This is a genomic window from Pseudomonas sp. GW821-FHT11G12 (genome assembly GCF_058808055.1).
Map to the genome: position 1 here is coordinate 140,351 of NZ_JBXARH010000003.1, position 20,718 is coordinate 161,068.

Sequence of the window (20,718 nt, forward strand, 5' to 3'; positions counted from 1 at the left end):
CAATTCTGTTGATTATTACCATTGTGTTTATGAACTTTTATATCGACTTATCGAGAGTAGCATTAGCTTCGTACCCACTTTATCGCCCTCCCAAGGAGCAACCCATCATGAAACGCCAACTTCTGTTCAGTCTTACCCTCTCGATGCTGGCCAGCACCGCTTTCGCTCTGCCAGCCGCCGACCAGGCTACCCCGCAAGTGAAATCCAGCCACTCGGTGTTCAGCCAGACTGTTGCCGCTGACGGTTCTGACCGCACTCCACAAGGCCAGACTCTGGCTGAAAACGGTCGTAACCGCCTGGAAGAAAAAGGTCTGGTTCAAGATGGCTATGACAAGACCCCACAAGGTCAAACCGTAGCTGAAGGTGGCCGTGATCGTCTGGAAGAAAAAGGTCTGGTTCAAGACGGCTCGGATCGCACTCCACAAGGTCAAACCCTTGCAGCCGATGGTTCCGATCGCACTCCACAAGGCCAGACCCTCGCTGCTGACGGCTACGACAAGACCCCACAAGGCCAAACCCTGGCTGCAGATGGCTACGACAAAACCCCACAAGGTCAAACCCTGGCCGAAGGTGGTGGTGACCGCGTGATCGAACGCAACAGCGCTTTGAGCTAAGCCCGTGGCGGCCTGGAAAAAAAGCCCAATCCCCGGATTGGGCTTTTGACTTTTCAGCAGCCTGTATAAAGAAGTCGCGATTTCCCGCTTCCATCTCCCCCGCTGCCGTTCGACGCCGACAAAGCCGATTTGCTAGAGTGCGGCGCTTGTCTTGCCTAAGAACACACCCTTGCGATGCTGCCCCGCGCCGAACAGAAACAACAGACCCGCAACGCCCTGATGGACGCTGCCCGCCACTTGATGGAAAGCGGCCGAGGATTCGGCAGCCTGAGCCTGCGTGAAGTGACGAAAACCGCTGGCATCGTGCCCACCGGTTTCTACCGGCATTTCGCCGACATGGACGAACTCGGCCTGGTACTGGTCAGCGAAGTCGGCCAGACCTTCCGCGAAACCATCCGCCTGGTGCGCCATAACGAATTCGTCATGGGCGGGATCATCGATGCGTCGGTGCGGATCTTCCTCGACGTGGTCAGCGCCAACCGTTCGCAGTTCCTGTTTCTGGCCCGCGAGCAGTACGGCGGATCGCTGCCGGTGCGTCAGGCGATTGGTCGCCTGCGCGAGAACATCAGTTCCGACCTGGCGGCGGATCTGGCCTTGATGCCCAAGCTGCAGCATCTCAATCGTGAGGGCCTGAGCGTGATGGCAGACCTGATCGTCAAATCGGTGTTCGCCACCCTGCCGGACATCATCGACCCGCCGGCCGAAGCCCTGCCCGAGCATCTGACGCCCCAGGCGAAGATCACCCAGCAGCTGCGCTTCATCTTTATCGGGTTGAAGCACTGGCAAGGGCTCGGCAGTACCGAGTAAGAAAGCAAAAATCGCAGCCTGGAGCTGCGATTTTTTTTGCGCCGTAAATTGGTGCATGTAAAAACCTTCATGCACCAAAACACCTCACAATCCTGCAACATCTTGAAACATCCGCTAGGCTCCGACAGGGTTTTCCTACGTCTCGTCCGATTGGCAAGCCCCTTGCTCTAGCCTGAGCATTGTCCATAGCAGGAAGCTTTCCGATGCTGGTGATTCATCGCAGAATCGACCCTCAACCCGTCTGGGCCGCCGAGTTGCACCTGACTTTCGAAGCCCGGAGCAAAAGCCGCCTGCGCTGTTTCAGTGCCGAAGGCGAAGACGTCGGATTGTTTCTGGAGCGCGGCCAGCCGCCGCTGCATGACGGCGAATGCCTGCAAGCCGAAGATGGCCGGATCGTCCGGGTCTGCGCCCGCCCCGAACAACTGCTGCACGTCACCTGCGCCAACGCCTTTGAACTGACCCGCGCGGCCTATCACCTGGGCAATCGCCACGTCGCGCTGCAAGTCGGTGACGGCTGGTTGCGTCTGCTCGACGATTACGTACTCAAGGCGATGCTTGAACAACTGGGCGCGCAAGTCGAATCCATCGAAGCCCCGTTCCAGCCGGAACACGGCGCCTACGGTGGCGGCCATCACCATTCGCGACACGGTGACGAGGACTTCAACTACGCGCCGAAACTCCACCAGTTCGGCGTCCGTTTGTGAACCCGGCCTGGGCGCTGCTGCGCCTGGCCAGTCCGCAACTGCCGATTGGCGGCTACAGCTATTCCCAAGGCCTGGAGATGGCGGTGGATAACGGCCGCGTCGACAGTCCGGACAGCGCCCGGCGCTGGATCAGCGATCAATTGCTGCTCAATCTCGCGCGGTTCGAAGCGCCCATGCTGCTTGCCCACTGCCAGAGCGCAGCGGACGAAAACTGGGATGAATTGCGCAAACTCTGCGAAAGCCACCGCGCCAGCCGCGAAACCCGCGAACTGCATCTGGAGAGCCGGCAGATGGGCTATTCGTTGCAGCAATTGCTCAATGGTTTGCCCGAGCTAGATCAGGTAGCGCGGGACTTTCTCGAACACTGCGCCGAACCGCACCTTGCCCTGGGCTGGGCACTGGCGGCCCGCGCCTGGCAGATCAGCCCGCAGGACGCCCTCGCCGCGTGGCTGTGGAGCTGGCTGGAAAACCAGCTCGCGGTGCTGATGAAAACCCTGCCGCTGGGCCAGCAAGCCGCCCAGCGCCTGACCAGCGAACTGCTGCCGCTGCTGCAACAGGCGCAGCAGGACGCCACCCGAATCAATCCCGAACACCTCGGCAGCGCCGCGTTCGGTCTGTCCCTGGCGTGCATGGCCCATGAGCGCCAGTACAGCCGCCTGTTCCGTTCCTAGGGCCTTTTATCTGGAGAATCACATGAACACACAACCCCTACGCGTCGGCATTGGCGGCCCGGTCGGTTCCGGCAAAACCGCGTTGACCCTGGCCCTGTGCCTGGCGCTGCGCGAACGCTACAACCTGGCGGTGGTCACCAACGACATCTACACCCGCGAAGACGCCGACTTTCTGGTTCGCAATGAAGCGCTGGCGCCGGAACGCATCATCGGCGTGGAAACCGGTGGCTGCCCGCACACGGCGATTCGCGAAGACGCCTCGATCAACCTTGAAGCGGTGGATCAACTGAACCGGCGCTTTCCGGGGCTGGACCTGATTCTGGTGGAGTCCGGTGGCGACAATCTTTCCGCGACCTTCAGCCCGGAACTGTCCGACCTGACCATCTACGTGATCGACGTGTCGGCCGGCGACAAGCTGCCGCGCAAGGGCGGGCCCGGCATTTGCAAATCCGACCTGCTGGTGATCAACAAGATCGACCTCGCGCCGCTGGTCGGCGCCTCGCTGGAGATGATGAACAGCGACACCCAACGCATGCGCAACGGCAAGCCGTTCGTGTTCAGCAACCAGAAAACCGGTCAGGGCCTGGAAGAAATCATCGCCTTCATCGAACGCCAGGGCCTGCTGACCGCAGCCTGATTCACTGATCAACAAGGAAGCTTCTCCATGACACTCAAACGCATTCTCGGCGCCGTCGCGCTACTGCTGACCCCGGCACTGGCCTTCGCCCACCCCGGCCACGGCGACTCTGGCCTGGTGGCCGGCATCAGTCACCCGATCGGCGGCCTCGACCATTTGCTGGCGATGGTGGCCGTCGGTCTGTGGGCGGCGCAGCAGCAAGGCGCGGCACGCTGGGCGCTGCCGTGCACTTTCGTTGGCACCATGCTGATCGGTGGGATGCTCGGATTTGAAGGGCTGGAGTTGCCGGCGCTGGAAAGCGGGATTGCTGCCTCGGTACTGGCGCTGGGCCTGGCGGTGGCGCTGGCGGTGCGTCCGCCGCTGGTGATGGCGGTGGCGGCGACGGCGCTGTTTGCGCTGTTCCATGGCGTGGCCCACGGTCTGGAGTTGCCGGATATGTCGAGCCCATGGGCGTATGCCGCCGGTTTCGTGGTCGCGACAGCTGCCCTGCATGCGACGGGTTATGCGGTCGTACGTTTTCTGCCTCAGGCGGCCGCGCCGCTGGTTCGACTGGCCGGAGCCGCTTCGGCCGTGACGGGCGCGTGGTTGCTGGCCGGCTGAATGGCACCTCTGATCGCTCCCGCGCATGGCGCGGGAACGATCGATCGCCACTCTCTGCTACCATGTCGCGCAATCGCCCCTGCCGTGACGACGTCCGCCCATGCCCCACGCTTCCCGCTCCACCTCCCTGCCTGAATTGACCACCCTGTTCGGTGAAGTGCAACAGCACTTTCTGGACGTGATCGTGCCCCTTTGGCAAGGACCGGGCTGGAACGCCGACATGGCGTTGCCTTACGAGGCGCTGGACGCCGCGCATCAGCCGCTGCCACCGCAGCGCTATCGGGCCATGGCCTGCGCACGGCAGCTGTATCTGTTTTCCAGCCTGATCGGGGTTGTGGATAACGCTGAAGTGCGGGCGGCCGCGCTGTTCCGCTCCCTGCAACGGCACTTCCACGATGCCGAGCACGGCGGCTGGTTCTACAGCATCGATCCGCAGGGCAAACCGCTGGATCAGCGCAAGGACCTCTACACCCACGCCTTCATCCTGTTCGCTTGCGCGCATTACTGGGAAAAGTCCCGCGAGCCCTTGGTCGAATCGACCCTGAACGCTGCGCTGGAAGTCATCGGCCGGCGTTTCGCCACCGGTGACGGCCTCTATGAAGCCTGCCTCGACCGTGACTGGATCACCCTGGAAACCGGCCCGCTGCAAAACCCATTGATGCACCTGGCCGAAGCCTTCCTGGCCACGCTGGCCGTGCGCGAAGATGCACAGGTCAAGCAAGCGCTGAGCGAGTTATGCACAGCCATGCACAAGCGTTTCGTCGATCCGCAACATGGCGTGCTAATGGAAAAACCGCTGGGGGCTGTGGATAACTGGTATGAGCCGGGCCATCAGTTCGAGTGGTATTTCCTGCTGGAGTCCTCGCCCCTGCTGCGCGGTTCGAAACTGCATGCCGCCCTGGACCGGGCCTTTGCGTTCACCGAGCAGTTCGGTGTGGTGCAGCCGTCCGGTGCCGTGCGGGCCATGCTCGATCTGAATAGGGACGGACGCCCGAAAGATTCGACCCTGCGCATCTGGGCCCAGGCCGAATATCTGCGCGCGCTGACACTGCGTCCGGACAGCGAAACCGCCGTGCTGCGCCAGTTGCAGGCGTTGCAGCAGCGTTTTCTGCATGCGGGTGGCTGGAACGAGTGCCGCGACGAACAGGGCGAGGTCAGCCGCAAGGACATGCCGTCGACCACGCCGTATCACCTGGCGACCTGCTATCGCGGCCTGGCCGACTATCTGAGCTGACAGCCGTGGCGAGGGAGCCGGCTCCCTCGCCATGCAACTTCAGGCAATCCACTTCCTGTCGCCGGTAAAGCTGATGGTCAGCCAGCGCGCCGCATCCGGTTTACCCAGCTTCGCGGAAATCGCCTCACGCAGCAGATCCAGCTGGCCGACGCTCTGCAGTCGGTAATCCGCCGGCAACACCACATGAATCTCGATGAACCGCGCCCGCCCGTGCTTCTGCACGTAAGACACGTAGTCATCAAAACCATGTTCGACCTTGGCCGCGTCCATTACCTGACGGACTTGGTCGTCCAGCGTGTCCGGCGCAATGCCGAGCACGTCACGCAGCGCCGGGCCAAGGATCTTGAAGGCCGGCGGCAGCATGGTCAGGGCCAGCACGATGAGAATCAGCGGGTCGACAAATTTCGCCCATTCGCCATAGCCCTGGGACTTGAGCAGCAGCGCCGCGAGGAAACTGATCAACAGGCCCACGGACAGCATCGCGTCCACCAGCCAACTGATGTTGTCGAACTGGATCAGGCTCGACTTGAGCTTGCGATTACGGTGGCGCACGTAGAAGAAGTAGGCGAACTCGACAACGGTAAACACCGCCGCGTAGATGATCACCAGGCCCAGCTCGATTTCACGACCGCCGTTGATGATGCCGAACACGCCGTTGAGAAACGCATAGATCGCGATCAGCAGCAGGAAACTGCCCTCGATCAGCAGCACCATTGGCTCCAGATGCCAAAAGCCGAACTGGAAGCGCTGGTTGCTTTGCTTGGCGATGAGCTTCGCCGTGATCAGCATCAGGACTTTGATGAACGTTGCAATCAACGAAAAAAAGCCATCGAACAGGATGGACTGGGAACCCGAAACAAAACCGGTGACGATCCCGGCGATCGCCACGGCGAACATCAGGATGGTCGATTGTTTGAGCAGCGACTGCTCACCTCGGTTACTCACTTGAACTCCTCGAAAAACCTTGAAAACCGCAGGGTGCGGCGGGGTTGTTGAGGGATGAGTCTACCTTACTGCCAGATTCTGGCCGATTTGCCCTCTTCGCCAGCCCGCTGGCGAAGAGGGCAAAACCGTATCAAGCCTTGTTACGCTCGATGGCAAAACCCGCCCAGGTCTGGCTCACCGGCATCAGTTCCAGGCTGTTGATGTTGATGTGCGCCGGTGCGTTCAGCACCCAGAAGATGGTCTCGGCAATGTCCTGTGGCTGGATCGGCTCGGCACCGGCGTAGGTAGCGTCGTAACGCGCCTGATCGCCCGCGAAGCGCACCAGCGAGAACTCGCTCTCGCACAGCCCCGGCTCGATGTTGCTGACGCGTACGCCGGTGCCCTGCAAGTCGCAGCGCTGGTTCAGCGAGAACTGCTTAACGAACGCTTTGGTCGCGCCGTAAACGTGGCTGCCCGGGTACGGGTAGTTACCGGCGATGGAACCGAGATTGACGATACCGGCGCCGCGACCGTGGGCGATCAGGCGTGGCAGCAACAGGCGAGTGCTGTACATCAGGCCTTTGACGTTGGTGTCGACCATGGTGTCCCAATCATCGAGGTCGCACTTCGGTGCAGGGTCCACGCCCAGCGCGAGACCTGCGTTGTTGATCAGGCCGCGCAGCTTGGCGAAGGACGGCGGCAGGTTGGCAATCGCCTCCTCCATCGCCTTGCGATCACGCACGTCCAGCACCAGGCCATGCACTTCGGTCTGCTTCGACAGCTCGGCACACAGCGCGTTGAGGCGTTCTTCACGACGACCGGTCAGCACCAGTTTCCAGCCGGCCTCGGCAAAACGACGGGCACAGGCTTCACCAAAACCGGACGTCGCGCCGGTGATAAACAGGGTGTTGGACATCGTGTTCTCCTTGCTTCGGCCACCCGGGGCAGCCATTGGAATAGAAAATCAGCAGGCAGCATGCCCGGCCCCGCATTCACGAGCAACCACCGACTGGCGTGCATTTCTGCTCATAATTTGATCAACCCTCGCAACGCCTTGAGTGGCGTGGCCTGTAGCCACATGCACGCACGTTATCCACAAGCCCTTCCACAGTTTCCGGGGGCAAGTGGAAATGCGCAAAGCCACGCCACACAAGGCTTTGCGCCGCAAAAGCAAAGTTTTTTGCTTGACCCTGATCCGCCGATTGTGCCGGGCAAAGCATTTTGCACGACCGACCGGTCACCGCCGTGATTGCGCAGGGCCAGTAATCACGGCCCTTAGCGCAGTCTTTCCAGAGTTTAATCACAGACTTATCCACAGGCTTGCGCACATGCATTCGCCTGTTTTGCCATGGCCATAAAAAGGTTGACAAACGAACCCCCAGCAACTGGGAAAAGGCCTGATCAAAAAACAATCACAGGCCTGCAAGCCACGGTTTTAAAGGCTCTCAGCCAGCTACTCCCACGTTATTCACAGCCGGCTCCACAGCAAACGGGGACAAGTCAAAACTGTGGAAAAACAGCGATTTGCAGCGTCTATATGTCGCGCTTTGGCAGGTTGGGGATTTTGTTTTCCACAATTTCGGGAATGGCGTGGATCGTGATGGATTCTGGATACAAAAAAGCCCCGGGACTGGCGTCTCGGGGCTCTGTATCGCTGTGGAAAACCTGAAAACTCAGTGCCCGCCGAGATAGGCGTTACGCACCTCTTCATTCACCAGCAGTTCCTTGCCGGTGCCCGTCAGGCGGATCTCGCCGTTGACCATCACGTACGCCCGGTCGGACAGTTTCAACGCATGGTTGGCGTTCTGCTCGACAAGGAAAATGGTCATGCCGGTTTTCGCCAGTTCCCGCAAGGTGGCGAAGATCTGTTTCACCACGATCGGCGCCAGCCCCAGGCTCGGCTCATCCAGCAGCAACAGCTTGGGACGGCTCATCAGCGCCCGGGCAATGGCGAGCATCTGCTGTTCGCCGCCGGACATGGTCATTGCGCGCTGAGTGCGACGCTCTTCAAGCCGCGGGAACAGCTCGAACATGCGCTGCATGTCTTCCTTGGCGTACTTGTCGCCAATCGGAATGGTGCCCATCAGCAGGTTTTCCTCGACGGTCATGTCGGGGAACACCCGTCGCCCTTCCGGCGACTGCGCGATGCCGTTGGAGGCGATGTAGTGCGATGACTTGTGGGTGATGTCCACGCCTTGATAAACGATCTGTCCGCCTGCCGCCCGTGGCTGGCCGAAGATCGACATCAGCAGCGTCGACTTGCCCGCGCCGTTGGAGCCGATCAGGCTGACGGTTTCACCTTCGTTGATCTGCAGCGAGACGCCCTTGAGGGCCTGGATCGGGCCGTAGAACACGTCCAGATCCTTGAGTTCGAGGATGGGTTGCGTCATACGACTTCCTCTTCGTCAGCGCCCAGGTAAGCCGCAATCACCTTCGGATCGTGACGGATAGCCTCCGGACCGCCCTCGGCGATGACGATGCCGTGGTCCAGCACCACGATGTGATCGGAAATGCTCATTACCATGCCCATGTCGTGTTCGATCAGCACCACGGTCAGATCGTGCTCGTCGCGCAGCAGCCGGATCATCGCGCTCAGCGCTTCGGTTTCCTGAGGGTTGAGGCCGGCGGCCGGTTCGTCGAGGCAGATGATCTGCGGCCGAGTGCACATGGCCCGGGCAATCTCCAGACGGCGTTGCTGGCCGTAGGACAGTTCACCGGCCAGACGGTTGGCGCAGTCCACCAGATCCACCACTTCCAGCCAGTAGAACGCGCAGTCCAGCGCATCGCTTTCGGCCTTGCGATAGCCCTTGGTGTTGAGGATGCCGGCCAGCATGTTGCGGTTGACCCACATGTGCTGGGCCACCAGCAGGTTTTCCAGCACCGACATTTCCTTGAACAGGCGAATGTTCTGGAACGTCCGGGCCAGGCCCGCGCGGTTCACCAGGTGGGTGCCGCCGAACATCTTGTAGTACAGACGGCTGGCGAAGTTTTTCGGCGAGACGAAGTCGGTCGGCTTGAACGACTCGCCCAGCAATTTGATGACGTTGGTCTGTTGGCCACGCACGTTGAGTTCGATCTTGCCGCCGGAGGCCTTGTAGAACCCGGTCAGGCAGTTGAACACCGTGGTCTTGCCGGCGCCGTTGGGGCCGATCAGGGCGAAGATCGAATTGCGTTTGACCTTCAGGCTGACGTCGCTCAAGGCCTTGATGCCACCGAAGTGCATCATCAGTTTTTCAACAGAGAGTACGACTTCACTCATGGCGCAGTCCTCTCATAGTGAATGGCACCTTTGCGTGGAGTGACCCCGGTACGGCTGATGCGGATCAGCCCGCGAGGTCGCCAGATCATCATCAACACCATCAGGATCCCGAACAGCAGCACACGGTATTCGGCGAAGCCGCGCAGCAGTTCCGGAGCAACGGTCAGCACGAACGCTGCGATCACCACACCGATGGTCGAACCCATGCCGCCGAGCACGACGATGGCGAGGATCAGCGCCGATTCGAAGAAGGTGAACGAGGTCGGGTTGACGAAGCCTTGATAGGTGGCGAAGAACACACCTGCCAGACCGGCGGTGGATGCACCGATAGTGAACGCCGAGAGCTTGACCAGCACGTGGTTGAGGCCCATCGAGCGGCAGGCGATCTCGTCTTCACGCAGGGCTTCCCAGGCGCGACCGACCGGCATCTTCACCAGACGATGCTTGATGTACAGCACGGCCAGCACCACCAGGAACAACACCGCATAGATGAAGTAATACTTCACGTCCGGGTTGTAGGCGATGCCGAAGAACTCGTGGAACGGCACCCCGCCATCCTTCGCCCGCTTGCCGAATTCCAGGCCGAAGAAGGTCGGCAGTGGCGCCGGCATGCCGTTCGGACCGCCGGTCAGGGACAGCCAGTTGTTGAGGATCAGACGGATGATTTCACCGAAACCGAGGGTCACGATCGCCAGGTAGTCGCCGTGCAGTCGCAACACCGGGAAACCGAGGATGCATCCGGCCAGCCCGGCGGTGATCGCCGCCAGCGGCAGCACGGTCCAGAAGCCCAGGCCGAGGTACTGATAACCGAGCGCCAGACCGTAGGCACCGATGGCGTAGAACGCCACGTAACCGAGGTCGAGCAGGCCGGCCAGACCGACCACGATGTTCAGTCCCAACCCCAGCAACACGTAGATCAACCCGAGGATGACCACGCCCAGCAGGTAGGAGTTGGAAACGAACGGCACGGCCACGGCCAGCACGATCAGCAGCGGGATGATCCAGCGCAGCCTGGATTTGTGATCGGCGGGCAGCACATGCACGCCGGAACCGGTGCTCTCGAATCCTTCGAGGATTTTCAGGCCCTTGGGGGTTTGCAGGAACAGGCTGAGGGCAAACCGGCCGGCCATGACGATGGCAATGATCCACGCCACGCGGGTCGGTTCGAGGTTGAAGCTGTAGCCATCGAGAACGACGCCGACAATCGGCCCGAACACGATCAGGGCAATCAGACCGGCGAGAATCGCCTCAACCAGGCTTTTTTTGACATCAATGGATTTTGTAGTGGTTGAAGACATCGCTTACACCTTCGACACAAGAGGACGGCCCAGCAGGCCCTGAGGCCGGAAGACCAGAACAAGTACGAGCAGCGAGAAGCTGAACACGTCTTTGTAGTCGGAGTTGACCAGGCCCGAGAACAGCGACTCGGAGATCCCGAGGATGATCCCGCCGAGCATGGCGCCAGGCAGCGAGCCGATCCCGCCGAGCACCGCAGCGGTGAACGCCTTGATGCCGATGACGAAGCCTGCGTAGAAGTCGAACGTGCCGTAGTTCATGGTGATCAGCACGCCGGCCAGGGCCGCCATCGCTGCACCGATGATGAACACGTAGGAAATCACCCGGTCGGTGTTGATCCCCAGAATCGAAGCCATCTTGCGGTCTTGCTGGGTCGCGCGGCACATGCGGCCGAGCTTGGTGTACTTGATCACGTAGGTCAGCAGGCCCATCCCGACGAACGCCGCGACGAGAATGAAGATCTTGGTGTAGGTCAGCTGGACGAAGCCCGAGCCGACGTCGATGCGCCAGGCACCGGTGAGCAGCGTCGGAACACCCTGTTGACGGGCGCCCTGACTGATCTGGGCATAGTTTTGCAGAATCAGGGAGATACCGATGGCGCTGATCAGCGGTGCCAGTCGGGTGGAGTTGCGCAGTGGTTTGTAGGCGATGCGTTCGATGACCCAGCCATACACCCCCGTGACGACGATGGTGAAGACCAGTGTGCCGAGCATCAGCAGCGGGAAGGATTCGATACCGAAGTAAGCCAGCAGAGCCAGACTGATTGCCGCGAGGTAAGCGGAAATCATGTAAACCTCGCCGTGGGCGAAGTTGATCATGCCGATGATGCCGTAGACCATTGTGTAGCCGATGGCGATCAGGCCATAGACCGACCCGAGGGTCAGGCCGTTGACCAGTTGCTGCAGGAAAATACCATCCATAACGCAATCTCACGCAGTGAGAACCTGCACACCCTGGGGCGCGCGGTTCTTCTAGGAAAAATACAGATGTACGTCGGAGCAATGTCAGCCACGACCGGGCTGGCCCCCACAGAATTTCTGCAGAGGTCAGCCGATCGCGTCAGCCCTTACTTCTGTTTTTCCAGCTGGTGATATTTGCCGGTCGCGTCCCACTGGTAAACCACGTAGTCAGAGACTTTCAGGTCGCCCTTGGCGTCCCAGGTCTTCTCGCCCATCACGGTTTTCACAGGGTTGGCTTTCAGCCATTTGGCAGCGTCTTCGCCCTTGTTGGACTTGGCGCCGTTGAAGCCCGCAGCCAGTGCCTGAACCGAAGCGTAGGCGTACAGGGTGTAGCCTTCAGGCTCGGTGCCGGCCTTGCGGAAGGCATCCACTACAGTCTTGCTTTCCGGTAGCAGGCGCGGGTCGGCGCCGAAGGTCATCAGCACGCCGTCGACGTATTGCGGGCCGCCGGCGGTGGTCACCAGTTCGTCGGTCACGATGCCGTCGTCAGACATGAACTTCACGTCTTTCAGGCCTTCGGTACGCAGTTGCTTGACCAGTGGACCGGCTTCCGGGTGCAGGCCGCCGAAGTAGACCACGTCGGCACCGGCCGCGCGGATCTTGGTGACCACGGCGCTGAAGTCTTTCTCGCCACGGGTCAGGCCTTCGTACAGCACCGGCGTCACGCCGCGCTTGGTCAACTGTGCCTTGGTCGCATCGGCCAGGCCCTGACCGTAGGTGTCCTTGTCGTGCAGCACGGCCACTTTCTTGCCCTTGAGCACGTCGACGATGTAGTCGCCGGCGACGATGCCTTGCTGGTCGTCACGCCCGCACATACGGAACATGGCGCTCAGACCGCGCTCGGTCACTTGCGGGTTGGTGGAACCCGGCGTGATCGCAATGATGCCGGCTTCGTCGTAGATCTCCGACGCAGGAATGGTGGAGGACGAGCAGAAGTGGCCAACCACACCGGCGACTTTCTGGTTGGTGAGGTCCTTGGCGACCGTCACCGCCTGTTTCGGTTCGCAGGCGTCATCGCCTTTGACCAGGACGATTTTCTCCCCGTTGACGCCGCCCGCCGCGTTGACCGCATCGGCCGCCGCTTGTGCCCCCTTCATGTACTGCTCGCCAAATGCCGCGTTGGCGCCAGTCATAGGGCCCGCCACACCGATTTTCACATCAGCTTGTGCAAACGCAGAAACACCCAGCGCAGTAGCCACTGCGAGGGCCAGAAAGCCTTTCTTGTAAAACGTCTGGGACATGAGGTGGTGCTCCAAGGTTTTTTTTAGTTGGCACTGCGACTTCACTGGATTGCTCAGAGCAAGGGCCGTGCCATCGGTTTTTTATTCTTCAAAAAGTCGCTGCTTTCTTGTTATTTCGACTGTTTCGTTCCCATTTTCATTGGGCGTGCAACCGTCTAAACCGCGGAAGGTGAAACCATTTATTTTTTCAGGCGCAACCCGCACGCGCCATCATTGCAACCGCGGTGCCAAACGACGTGCAACCAGCCTGTAACAGCCCGCGTCACCGAACTGCACACTGCTGGTGCGGGACTGCTACAACCCGCACCATTACAGGCTAGTCGCTACGCCGAAAAGCGCCGCTTCACGCAACATATTTCAACACTCAAATGACAATGCGCAGGCACTGGCCCGCGTGATACAGCGAGAACCCGGCCTCGTACAGACAACTGCGCAAACCCACGCCCGCCAGGGGCTGCATCGGTGCAAAGGGAATCGGCAACGCTTGAGGATTTCCGTTACACAGGTAGTCGGCGAAGGCTTTGCCGACCACGGTGCCGGTGGTCACGCCACGGCCGTTGTAACCGGTGACGGCCACCAGTCCCGGCGCGGGCTCGAACAGGCGCATCAAATGATCGGGAGTAAAAGCGATGCGCCCGGTCCAGGTGCATTCCCACTCCACAGGTTTGAGGTTGGGGAAGTAATGCTGCTGCACCCGGTCGGCCCAGGCCTTGAGGAACCAGGTCGGTTTCTGATTGCCGTTGCCAAGGCTGCCCAGCAACAGACGCCCGTCCTTGTCGCGGCGGATGCTGCTCAGCACCTGGCGGGTATCCCACGAGCCCTGCCCGCCCGGGAGGATTTCCTGGGCAGCGTCTTCGGTGAGCGGCACCGAAGCGACCTGATAGTAGTAACCGGGAAAGAAATTGCGTTTGAGTTCGGTCCAGTCGCCTTCGGTGTAGGCGTTGGAAGCGATCACCACTTGTTCGGCGAGCACCGAACCCTGCTCGGTCTGCACCGACCATTGCTGGCCCTGACGCTCAAGGCGCGTGACCGGGGAGTGATCGAACATCTTTCCGCCAAGGCTGATGACAGCGTTGGCCAGTCCGGTGACATAAGCCATCGGATTGAGCGTGCCGGCACGCCGGTCGAGCAACGCGGCGGCAATCTTCTGCGTCCCGGTCGCCTGTTCACAGGCCTTGCCGGTCAGCAGTTCGACCGGCGCACCGCGGCGTTTCCACTGTTCTTCGCGACTGCGCAGATCCGCCTCACCCTTGGCGTTGTGCGCCATGTGCAGGGTGCCTTCGCGGCGCAACTGGCAATCGATGTTGTATTTATCCACGAGGCTGAACACCAGCGCCGGCGCCGCACCGAGCATGCGGTTGAGCTGACTGCCGACGGCCTCGCCGAACCCGGCCTCGATCTCGTCCGGCGGAATCCACATCCCGGCGTTGACCAGGCCGACGTTGCGCCCGGATCCGCCATGCCCGGCGCGATGGGCTTCCAGCACGCAGACGCTTTTGCCCTTTTCCAACAGATGCAGCGCCGCCGACAGCCCGGTAAACCCGGCGCCGATCACGCAGACATCGACTTTGACTTCGCCCCTGAGCGCCGTGTTATCCGGTCGTTGCGGCGTGAGTTTTTCCCACAGACATTCTTCGCGTAACGGCATTGCCAGACTCCAACAGAAACCTGCCAAACACACCAAAATGACCGTTCCCACGCAGAGCGTGGGAACGGTCGATAGCTTTGAGAAAACTGTCAGTCGAACGTAATGCCCTGCGCCAGCGGCAACTCCAGCGAGTAGTTCACGGTGTTGGTCTGGCGGCGCATGTAAGCACGCCACGCATCCGAGCCCGACTCGCGACCACCACCCGTCTCTTTCTCGCCACCGAACGCGCCGCCGATTTCCGCGCCGCTCGGGCCGATGTTGACGTTGGCGATGCCGCAGTCACTGCCGACTGCCGACATGAATTTCTCGGCCTCGCGCACATCGGTGGTGAAGATGCACGACGACAGACCTTGCGGTACCGCGTTGTTCAGGCGCAGCGCCTCTTCGAAGTCGCTGTAGCCAACCACGTAAAGGATCGGCGCGAAAGTCTCGCTGCACACCACGTCGCTCTGCTCCGGCATTTCAACGATGGCCGGCGACACGTAGTAGGCATTCGGGAATTGATCTTCCAGTTGGCGCTTGCCGCCGAACACCCGGCCGCCCTCGCTCAGCGCTTGTTCCAGCGCGTCCTGCATGTTTTCGAAGCTGTGTTTGTCGATCAGCGGGCCGATCAGGTTGCCTTCCAGCGGGTGACCGATACGGACCTTGGAGTACGCGGCTTTGAGACGGGTGACGATTTCTTCTTTCACCGATTCATGGGCGATCAGGCGACGCAACGTGGTGCAACGCTGGCCGGCGGTGCCGACGGCGCTGAACAGGATGGCGCGCACGGCCATGTCCAGATCGGCGCTCGGGCCGAGGATCATTGCGTTGTTGCCGCCCAGTTCGAGAATGCTGCGGGCAAAGCGCGCGGCGACTTTCGGCGCCACTTCGCGGCCCATGCGAGTGCTGCCGGTGGCGCTGATCAGCGCCACACGCGGGTCATCCACCAGTGCTTCGCCGGCATCGCGACCACCGATGATGACCTGACACAGATTGGCCGGCGCATCGCTGAAGTTCTTCACCACGCGATCAAACAGCGCCTGACAGGCCAGTGCGGTCAGTGGGGTTTTCTCCGAAGGCTTCCACACCACCGGGTTACCGCAGACCAGCGCCAGCGTGGTGTTCCACGCCCAAACCGCGACCGGGAAGTTGAACGCACTGATCACGCCGACCACGCCCAGCGGGTGCCAGGTTTCACGCATGTGGTGGCCCGGGCGCTCGGAAGCGATGGTCAAGCCGTACAACTGGCGGGACAGGCCGACGGCGAAGTCGCAGATGTCGATCATCTCCTGCACTTCACCGAGGCCTTCCTGAGTAATCTTGCCGGCCTCCCAGGAAACCAGTTCGCCGAGATCATTCTTGTACTCGCGCAGGACTTCGCCGAACTGACGCACCAGCTCGCCGCGACGGGGGGCCGGCACCTTGCGCCATTGTTCGAACGCATGATCTGCGCGACTGATGTGCTGCTCGACTTCGGCCGGGCCTTCCCAGTTCACGGCGGCGATGCGGCTGCCGTCGATGGGCGAATGCACCGGCACTTTGCCGTTCTGGTACAGGGCCGGGTTCACACCAAGACGATCAAGCAATGCGGCAACCATGGGTCACTCCTCAAGCAAAAAACTGAATGTGTGCGGGCGCGTTTTCACGACCGGGCAGACCTTTAGTTGTAGCGTCAGGAAGGCTGTGCAACAAACGACCTTTACGCGAGATATCATTCCGTTTATTCATGCTGCGCAGAAAGACAAGAAAAGGATCGCCCATGCTGAACAAACGCCACTTGCCGTCGATCACCGCGTTGCAGTGCTTCGAGGCCGTGACCCGGCACCTGAGTTTCACCCGGGCCGCCGAGGAACTGAACCTGACCCAGAGCGCCGTCAGCAAGCAGGTGGCGCAACTCGAAGAATTGTTACAGCACTTGTTGTTCCGTCGGGTACGCCGCCGTTTGCAGATGACCCCGGCCGGCGATTTGTACCTGGTGGAAGTACGAAAAATCCTGACCCAGGTCGAGATGTCGACCCATTACCTGCGTTCCTACGGCGGCGAGACCGAAGTCCTGCGCGTCTCCACACCCTCGACCTTCGGCGCACGCTGGCTGGTGCCGCGCCTCAAGGGCTGGCGCCTGCGCCATCCGTCGATTCATCTGGACCTGTGCAACGAGCAGGAGGCCGATGACTTGCTGCAAGGGCGCAGCGACCTGGCGTTCTATTTCGGCCAGGGTTCACGCCCCGGCACCGAATGCCTGAAGTTGTTTGGCGAGGAACTGGTGCCGGTCTGCGCACCGAGCAGTCTGCCGGACACTCCGTTGACTGATCCAACGCAACTCACCGATCTGGTCCTGCTGCAGAATGCTTCGCGCCCACAGGCGTGGCACGACTGGTTCGACAGCCAGGGCTACCAGACCGAACACAGCTACCACGGCCCGCGCTTCGAAACCTTTTATATGTGCATCCGCGCCGCGCAGGTCGGCTGCGGCGTCGCGCTGTTGCCGAGGTTTCTGGTGGAAGAGGAATTGGCCGACGGCAAACTGGTCATTCCCTGGCAGCATGCAATGCCCAGCACCGATGCGTATTACCTGGCCTACCCGGAACACGCGGCGGAAGTGCCCAAGGTGCGGGATTTCGTGAAGTGGATGCTGGAGCAGATCGACAGTCCTGATGCGGTCTGAGGCTCAGCGCCGGGATAAAAATCGCTGGCAATCCACACCCCGGATATGAGCCACTAGCGCCATTGATTGATACCGCGCCAACGCGCGGTCCGCCTGGAGACCCCGTTATGAGCGAGAGTGTGTTTGCCGATCGCATCGTGCAGAACCTGCTCGACACCGACTTCTACAAACTGACGATGATGCAGGCGGTGCTGCACAACTACCCCAACGTCGAAGTCGAATGGGAGTTTCGTTGCCGTAACAGTGAAGATCTGCGCCCGTATCTGGCGGAGATCCGCTTCCAGGTCGAGCGTCTGGCCGAGTTGAGCCTGAGCGCCGATCAGTTGAGTTTCCTGGAGCGCATCAGCTTCCTCAAACCTGACTTTCTGCGATTCCTCGGCCTGTTCCGCTTCAACCTGCGCTACCTGCACACCGGCATCGAGAACGGCGAACTGTTCATCCGTCTGCGCGGGCCATGGCTGCATGTGATTCTGTTCGAAGTGCCGCTGCTGGCGATCGTCAGCGAAGTGCGCAACCGCTATCGCTACCGCGAAACCGTCCTGGAACAGGCCCGCGAACAGCTCTACCGCAAGTTCGACTGGCTGACGGCCAACGCCTCGGCCGAAGAGTTGTCGCAGTTGCAGGTCGCCGATTTCGGCACACGCCGACGGTTTTCCTACCGCGTGCAGGAAGAAGTGGTGAACGTGCTCAAGCATGATTTCCCCGGGCGTTTCGTCGGCACCAGCAACGTGCACCTGTCCCGCGAACTGGACATGAAACCGCTGGGCACCATGGCCCACGAATGGATCATGGCCCACCAGCAACTCGGCCCGCGACTGATCGACAGCCAGATTGCCGCACTCGATTGCTGGGTTCGCGAGTACCGCGGCCTGCTGGGGATCGCCCTGACCGACTGCATCACCACCGATGCCTTCCTCGGTGATTTCGATCTGTTCTTCGCCAAGCTGTTTGACGGCTTGCGTCATGATTCCGGGGATCCGGTGCAGTGGGGCGAAAAATGCATCGCTCACTATCACAAGCTCGGCATCGACCCGATGAGCAAGACCCTGGTGTTCTCCGACAGCCTGACGCTGCCCAAGTCGCTGGAGATCTTCCGCGCGCTGCGCGGTCGGATCAATGTCAGCTTCGGCATCGGCACCAACCTGACCTGTGACATTCCGGGTGTCGAACCGATGAGCATCGTGCTTAAAATGACCGCCTGCAACGGCCAACCGGTGGCGAAGATCTCCGACGAGCCGGGCAAGACCCACTGCAAAGACCCGAATTTCGTCGCCTATTTGCGACACGTTTTCCAGGTTCCTGCCGTTTCCAGCCTTTCTAGCAAGGAGTGAATTCATGCAAGCCGTACAGCGTGAGATTGCTGAACAGCTCAACGTTCAGCCGCCGTTCGCCGATTACCAGGCCCTCGAAGCGGAAGTCGCCCGACGCATCACCTTCATCCAGGATTGTCTGACCAATTCCGGGCTCAAGACCCTGGTGCTGGGCATCAGCGGCGGTGTCGACTCGCTGACCGCAGGCCTCCTGGCCCAGCGCGCCATGCGTGAACTGCGCGAGCGCACCGGCGACAACGGCTACAAGTTCATCGCTGTGCGCCTGCCGTACGACGTGCAGTTCGATGAACACGACGCCCAGGCCTCGGTGGACTTCATCGCCCCGGACGAACGCCACACCGTCAACATCGGCCCGGCGGTGAAGTCCCTGGCCAGCGAAGTCGCTGCCTTCGAAGGCAAGCATGCGGTTTCGGTGGATTTCGTGCTCGGTAACACCAAAGCGCGGATGCGCATGGTCGCTCAGTACACCATCGCCGGCGCGGCCCATGGCCTGGTGATCGGCACCGATCACGCGGCGGAAGCGGTGATGGGTTTCTTCACCAAGTTCGGTGACGGCGCCTGCGACCTGGCCCCGCTCAGCGGTCTGGTGAAAAATCAGGTCCGGGCCATCGCCCGCAGCTTCGGCGCGCCGGAATCGCTGGTGGAAAAAGTACCGACGGCGGATCTGGAAGACCTGTCGCCGGGCAAACCGGACGAAGCCTCCCACGGCGTGACCTACGCCGAGATCGACGCCTTTCTGCACGGCGAGCCGGTGCGTCAGGAAGCGTTCGACATCATCGTCAACACGTACAAAAAGACCCATCACAAACGCGTCATGCCGTTTGCGCCTTGATGTCATGTGTAAAAGTGAGGCGCTTGTTCAAAGCGCCTCACTCAGCACAGGTCAGAAAGCTCGCTTCGATTACAAAAGCCACCGCTGAACTCTGTCACACGATATATACAATCCAGCTCTGCGAACGCTTTCCGTCAACCTCCGCCTGAAAGTAACGCTCACCCTCCGGCAGTTCTTCCAGCGTTACCTTCCATTTCCCTGCTGGATCCGTGGTCACTTTCCCACGGGGGAGAAAATCATCTTCGATGGTTACTTCCGCTAGACGATAGGCTTCGCCATAGACAATCAGTGTCCGATCAGAGGTTTCACCCTCCTGCTCGATCAAATTGTCCTTCAAATCCGTGACTTTGGTAATTTTCAGCTGAACGTTATCGGTCATGACCATCTCCTTCTTTCTCATGTCGCACGACAAGCACGACGTCCGGAGATTTGAGCCTCGAAGCAAACCTGCGTCTACTGTCAGAACTAACAGGTTCAGAGCAGAACCCGACAAACGGTTCAGACATAAAAAAAGCCACTGTAGCGAACTACAGCGGCTTTTTGCTAACAGGTGGCTCTGAAACTTACTTCAGGGTCACGGTGCCTTTCATCATCGAGATGTGGCCCGGGAACGAGCAGAAGAAACCGTAATCGGTGCCGGCTGCCAGTTTCGATACGTCGATGGTCAGCGAATCTTTCTCGCCGGCGCCAATGATCTTGGTGTGGGCGATGACGCGCTCGTCACCGTCCTTCAGGTAGTTCTTGTCGATGCCCGCGGCCAGGCCGTCAGTGGCGATCGGCTGCATGTCAGCGGTCTTGCTGACCACCAGGTTGTGGCCCATGACGTTCTTCGGCAGGCTGCCGGAATGGGTCAGTTCGACGGTGAAAGTCTTGCAGCTCTTGTCGATCACGATCTCCTTGGTGGTGAAGGACATCTGGTCGGTGGAGTCAACGGTGGTTTTGCACTCGGCAGCCATCAATTGGCTGCTGGCCAGCGCCAGCAGGGATACCGCAACAACTTTGGAAAACATGGTGAATCTCCAAGGCAGGGTTAACAAAAACACGAATGGGGGAAAGACTGCCTGAAATCTTCGCAAGTTCCTATGACTTGAGTCAAAAATTGTATACAACTTTCAGGCTATGACACTCATCGAAACAATCTAACAGCCAGACGTTTGGCCGGGCCGTATCTTCAGGGCTCAACTCTCATCTGGAGCATCAGTCATGTCCTTCAACAGTCTGTTGTGCAGCCTGCTCGCCGCCTACGCCTGTGGCGCCAGCGGCACCTATGAAACCCCGAAACGCGAAGTCTAGCCCTTGGATCAAGGCGTGCCA

The 20,718-nt window shown here is 60.4% G+C and carries 21 protein-coding genes; 10 read left to right on the top strand and 11 right to left on the bottom strand.

What is annotated here, in order from left to right:
• Window positions 1–107: 107 nt before the first annotated feature.
• The 7 genes from AC1RR7_RS11985 (at window position 108) to AC1RR7_RS12015 (ending at window position 5,267) form a co-directional block, all read left to right on the top strand.
• Window positions 108–614: a hypothetical protein gene (locus AC1RR7_RS11985; RefSeq protein ID WP_457383106.1), complete on the top strand. Its 507-nt coding sequence runs from the start codon at window positions 108–110 to the stop codon at window positions 612–614.
• 174 nt (window positions 615–788) lie between these two features.
• Complete coding sequence (locus AC1RR7_RS11990) at window positions 789–1,421, top strand: TetR family transcriptional regulator (protein ID WP_096819790.1); 633 nt, start codon at window positions 789–791, stop codon at window positions 1,419–1,421.
• Between the two features lie 203 nt (window positions 1,422–1,624).
• Window positions 1,625–2,125 carry an urease accessory protein UreE gene (gene ureE / locus AC1RR7_RS11995; protein ID WP_096819791.1) on the top strand — a complete coding sequence of 167 codons (501 nt, stop codon included), beginning with the start codon at window positions 1,625–1,627 and terminating at the stop codon, window positions 2,123–2,125.
• Window positions 2,122–2,796, top strand: a complete 675-nt coding sequence (locus AC1RR7_RS12000; protein ID WP_273538378.1) for an urease accessory protein UreF — start codon at window positions 2,122–2,124, stop codon at window positions 2,794–2,796. Before ureE ends, AC1RR7_RS12000 begins: the two co-directional genes overlap by 4 nt.
• Before the next feature lie 22 nt (window positions 2,797–2,818).
• Window positions 2,819–3,433: an urease accessory protein UreG gene (ureG, locus tag AC1RR7_RS12005; RefSeq protein ID WP_008001031.1), complete on the top strand. Its 615-nt coding sequence runs from the start codon at window positions 2,819–2,821 to the stop codon at window positions 3,431–3,433.
• Between the two features lie 27 nt (window positions 3,434–3,460).
• On the top strand, window positions 3,461–4,033 hold the full coding sequence (locus AC1RR7_RS12010; RefSeq protein WP_493157518.1) for a HupE/UreJ family protein: 573 nt from the start codon (window positions 3,461–3,463) through the stop codon (window positions 4,031–4,033).
• A 100-nt stretch (window positions 4,034–4,133) separates the two neighbouring features.
• Entirely contained in the window at window positions 4,134–5,267 is a 1,134-nt protein-coding gene (locus AC1RR7_RS12015; RefSeq protein ID WP_493157520.1) for an AGE family epimerase/isomerase, read from the top strand.
• Window positions 5,268–5,306: 39 nt separating this feature from the next.
• Here AC1RR7_RS12015 and AC1RR7_RS12020 read toward each other — a convergent pair whose 3' ends face one another.
• From AC1RR7_RS12020 to amaB, 9 genes are all read right to left on the bottom strand, one after another.
• Complete coding sequence (locus AC1RR7_RS12020) at window positions 5,307–6,212, bottom strand: cation diffusion facilitator family transporter (protein WP_096819795.1); 906 nt, start codon at window positions 6,210–6,212, stop codon at window positions 5,307–5,309.
• A 130-nt stretch (window positions 6,213–6,342) separates the two neighbouring features.
• Entirely contained in the window at window positions 6,343–7,107 is a 765-nt protein-coding gene (locus AC1RR7_RS12025) for an SDR family oxidoreductase (RefSeq protein ID WP_493157522.1), read from the bottom strand.
• Between the two features lie 757 nt (window positions 7,108–7,864).
• Window positions 7,865–8,581 carry an ABC transporter ATP-binding protein gene (locus AC1RR7_RS12030; RefSeq protein ID WP_096819796.1) on the bottom strand — a complete coding sequence of 239 codons (717 nt, stop codon included), beginning with the start codon at window positions 8,579–8,581 and terminating at the stop codon, window positions 7,865–7,867.
• Window positions 8,578–9,450 (bottom strand): ATP-binding cassette domain-containing protein, encoded by an 873-nt coding sequence (locus AC1RR7_RS12035; protein ID WP_096819797.1) that lies wholly within the window; start codon window positions 9,448–9,450, stop codon window positions 8,578–8,580. The genes AC1RR7_RS12030 and AC1RR7_RS12035 overlap by 4 nt, the downstream gene beginning before the upstream one ends.
• A complete protein-coding gene (gene livM, locus AC1RR7_RS12040; protein WP_096819798.1) occupies window positions 9,447–10,748 on the bottom strand; it encodes a high-affinity branched-chain amino acid ABC transporter permease LivM in 1,302 nt (433 codons plus the stop codon). The genes AC1RR7_RS12035 and livM overlap by 4 nt, the downstream gene beginning before the upstream one ends.
• 3 nt (window positions 10,749–10,751) lie before the next feature.
• On the bottom strand, window positions 10,752–11,666 hold the full coding sequence (locus AC1RR7_RS12045) for an ABC transporter permease subunit (protein WP_007950661.1): 915 nt from the start codon (window positions 11,664–11,666) through the stop codon (window positions 10,752–10,754).
• A 146-nt stretch (window positions 11,667–11,812) separates the two neighbouring features.
• Complete coding sequence (locus AC1RR7_RS12050; RefSeq protein WP_102620121.1) at window positions 11,813–12,946, bottom strand: branched-chain amino acid ABC transporter substrate-binding protein; 1,134 nt, start codon at window positions 12,944–12,946, stop codon at window positions 11,813–11,815.
• A gap of 364 nt (window positions 12,947–13,310) precedes the next feature.
• Window positions 13,311–14,594 (bottom strand): L-pipecolate oxidase, encoded by a 1,284-nt coding sequence (gene amaA / locus AC1RR7_RS12055; RefSeq protein WP_102620122.1) that lies wholly within the window; start codon window positions 14,592–14,594, stop codon window positions 13,311–13,313.
• Between the two features lie 89 nt (window positions 14,595–14,683).
• Entirely contained in the window at window positions 14,684–16,174 is a 1,491-nt protein-coding gene (gene amaB / locus AC1RR7_RS12060; protein WP_096819801.1) for an L-piperidine-6-carboxylate dehydrogenase, read from the bottom strand.
• Between the two features lie 161 nt (window positions 16,175–16,335).
• Between amaB and AC1RR7_RS12065 the strand changes: the two genes are divergently transcribed.
• The 3 genes from AC1RR7_RS12065 (at window position 16,336) to nadE (ending at window position 19,404) form a co-directional block, all read left to right on the top strand.
• Window positions 16,336–17,241 carry a LysR family transcriptional regulator gene (locus AC1RR7_RS12065; protein ID WP_007950669.1) on the top strand — a complete coding sequence of 302 codons (906 nt, stop codon included), beginning with the start codon at window positions 16,336–16,338 and terminating at the stop codon, window positions 17,239–17,241.
• A 107-nt stretch (window positions 17,242–17,348) separates the two neighbouring features.
• On the top strand, window positions 17,349–18,572 hold the full coding sequence (pncB, locus tag AC1RR7_RS12070) for a nicotinate phosphoribosyltransferase (RefSeq protein WP_085685119.1): 1,224 nt from the start codon (window positions 17,349–17,351) through the stop codon (window positions 18,570–18,572).
• 4 nt (window positions 18,573–18,576) lie between these two features.
• Window positions 18,577–19,404 (top strand): NAD(+) synthase, encoded by an 828-nt coding sequence (nadE, locus tag AC1RR7_RS12075; RefSeq protein WP_493157525.1) that lies wholly within the window; start codon window positions 18,577–18,579, stop codon window positions 19,402–19,404.
• Window positions 19,405–19,498: 94 nt separating this feature from the next.
• Here the strand turns inward: nadE and AC1RR7_RS12080 are convergent, their stop codons facing one another.
• Complete coding sequence (locus AC1RR7_RS12080) at window positions 19,499–19,783, bottom strand: hypothetical protein (RefSeq protein WP_493157526.1); 285 nt, start codon at window positions 19,781–19,783, stop codon at window positions 19,499–19,501.
• A gap of 184 nt (window positions 19,784–19,967) precedes the next feature.
• Window positions 19,968–20,414, bottom strand: a complete 447-nt coding sequence (gene azu / locus AC1RR7_RS12085; RefSeq protein WP_493065808.1) for an azurin — start codon at window positions 20,412–20,414, stop codon at window positions 19,968–19,970.
• Between the last annotated feature and the right edge of the window lie 304 nt (window positions 20,415–20,718).

What these genes read in the sequence shown, in the direction of transcription:
- AC1RR7_RS11985 (WP_457383106.1), top strand. Translation starts at nt 108, where the DNA reads ATGAAACGCCAACTTCTGTTCAGTCTTACCCTCTCGATGCTGGCCAGC.
- AC1RR7_RS11990 (WP_096819790.1), top strand. Translation starts at nt 789, where the DNA reads ATGCTGCCCCGCGCCGAACAGAAACAACAGACCCGCAACGCCCTGATG.
- ureE (WP_096819791.1), top strand. Translation starts at nt 1,625, where the DNA reads ATGCTGGTGATTCATCGCAGAATCGACCCTCAACCCGTCTGGGCCGCC.
- ureG (WP_008001031.1), top strand. Translation starts at nt 2,819, where the DNA reads ATGAACACACAACCCCTACGCGTCGGCATTGGCGGCCCGGTCGGTTCC.
- AC1RR7_RS12010 (WP_493157518.1), top strand. Translation starts at nt 3,461, where the DNA reads ATGACACTCAAACGCATTCTCGGCGCCGTCGCGCTACTGCTGACCCCG.
- AC1RR7_RS12015 (WP_493157520.1), top strand. Translation starts at nt 4,134, where the DNA reads ATGCCCCACGCTTCCCGCTCCACCTCCCTGCCTGAATTGACCACCCTG.
- AC1RR7_RS12025 (WP_493157522.1), bottom strand. Translation starts at nt 7,107, where the DNA reads ATGTCCAACACCCTGTTTATCACCGGCGCGACGTCCGGTTTTGGTGAA.
- AC1RR7_RS12030 (WP_096819796.1), bottom strand. Translation starts at nt 8,581, where the DNA reads ATGACGCAACCCATCCTCGAACTCAAGGATCTGGACGTGTTCTACGGC.
- AC1RR7_RS12035 (WP_096819797.1), bottom strand. Translation starts at nt 9,450, where the DNA reads ATGAGTGAAGTCGTACTCTCTGTTGAAAAACTGATGATGCACTTCGGT.
- livM (WP_096819798.1), bottom strand. Translation starts at nt 10,748, where the DNA reads ATGTCTTCAACCACTACAAAATCCATTGATGTCAAAAAAAGCCTGGTT.
- AC1RR7_RS12045 (WP_007950661.1), bottom strand. Translation starts at nt 11,666, where the DNA reads ATGGATGGTATTTTCCTGCAGCAACTGGTCAACGGCCTGACCCTCGGG.
- AC1RR7_RS12050 (WP_102620121.1), bottom strand. Translation starts at nt 12,946, where the DNA reads ATGTCCCAGACGTTTTACAAGAAAGGCTTTCTGGCCCTCGCAGTGGCT.
- amaA (WP_102620122.1), bottom strand. Translation starts at nt 14,594, where the DNA reads ATGCCGTTACGCGAAGAATGTCTGTGGGAAAAACTCACGCCGCAACGA.
- amaB (WP_096819801.1), bottom strand. Translation starts at nt 16,174, where the DNA reads ATGGTTGCCGCATTGCTTGATCGTCTTGGTGTGAACCCGGCCCTGTAC.
- AC1RR7_RS12065 (WP_007950669.1), top strand. Translation starts at nt 16,336, where the DNA reads ATGCTGAACAAACGCCACTTGCCGTCGATCACCGCGTTGCAGTGCTTC.
- pncB (WP_085685119.1), top strand. Translation starts at nt 17,349, where the DNA reads ATGAGCGAGAGTGTGTTTGCCGATCGCATCGTGCAGAACCTGCTCGAC.
- nadE (WP_493157525.1), top strand. Translation starts at nt 18,577, where the DNA reads ATGCAAGCCGTACAGCGTGAGATTGCTGAACAGCTCAACGTTCAGCCG.
- AC1RR7_RS12080 (WP_493157526.1), bottom strand. Translation starts at nt 19,783, where the DNA reads ATGACCGATAACGTTCAGCTGAAAATTACCAAAGTCACGGATTTGAAG.
- azu (WP_493065808.1), bottom strand. Translation starts at nt 20,414, where the DNA reads ATGTTTTCCAAAGTTGTTGCGGTATCCCTGCTGGCGCTGGCCAGCAGC.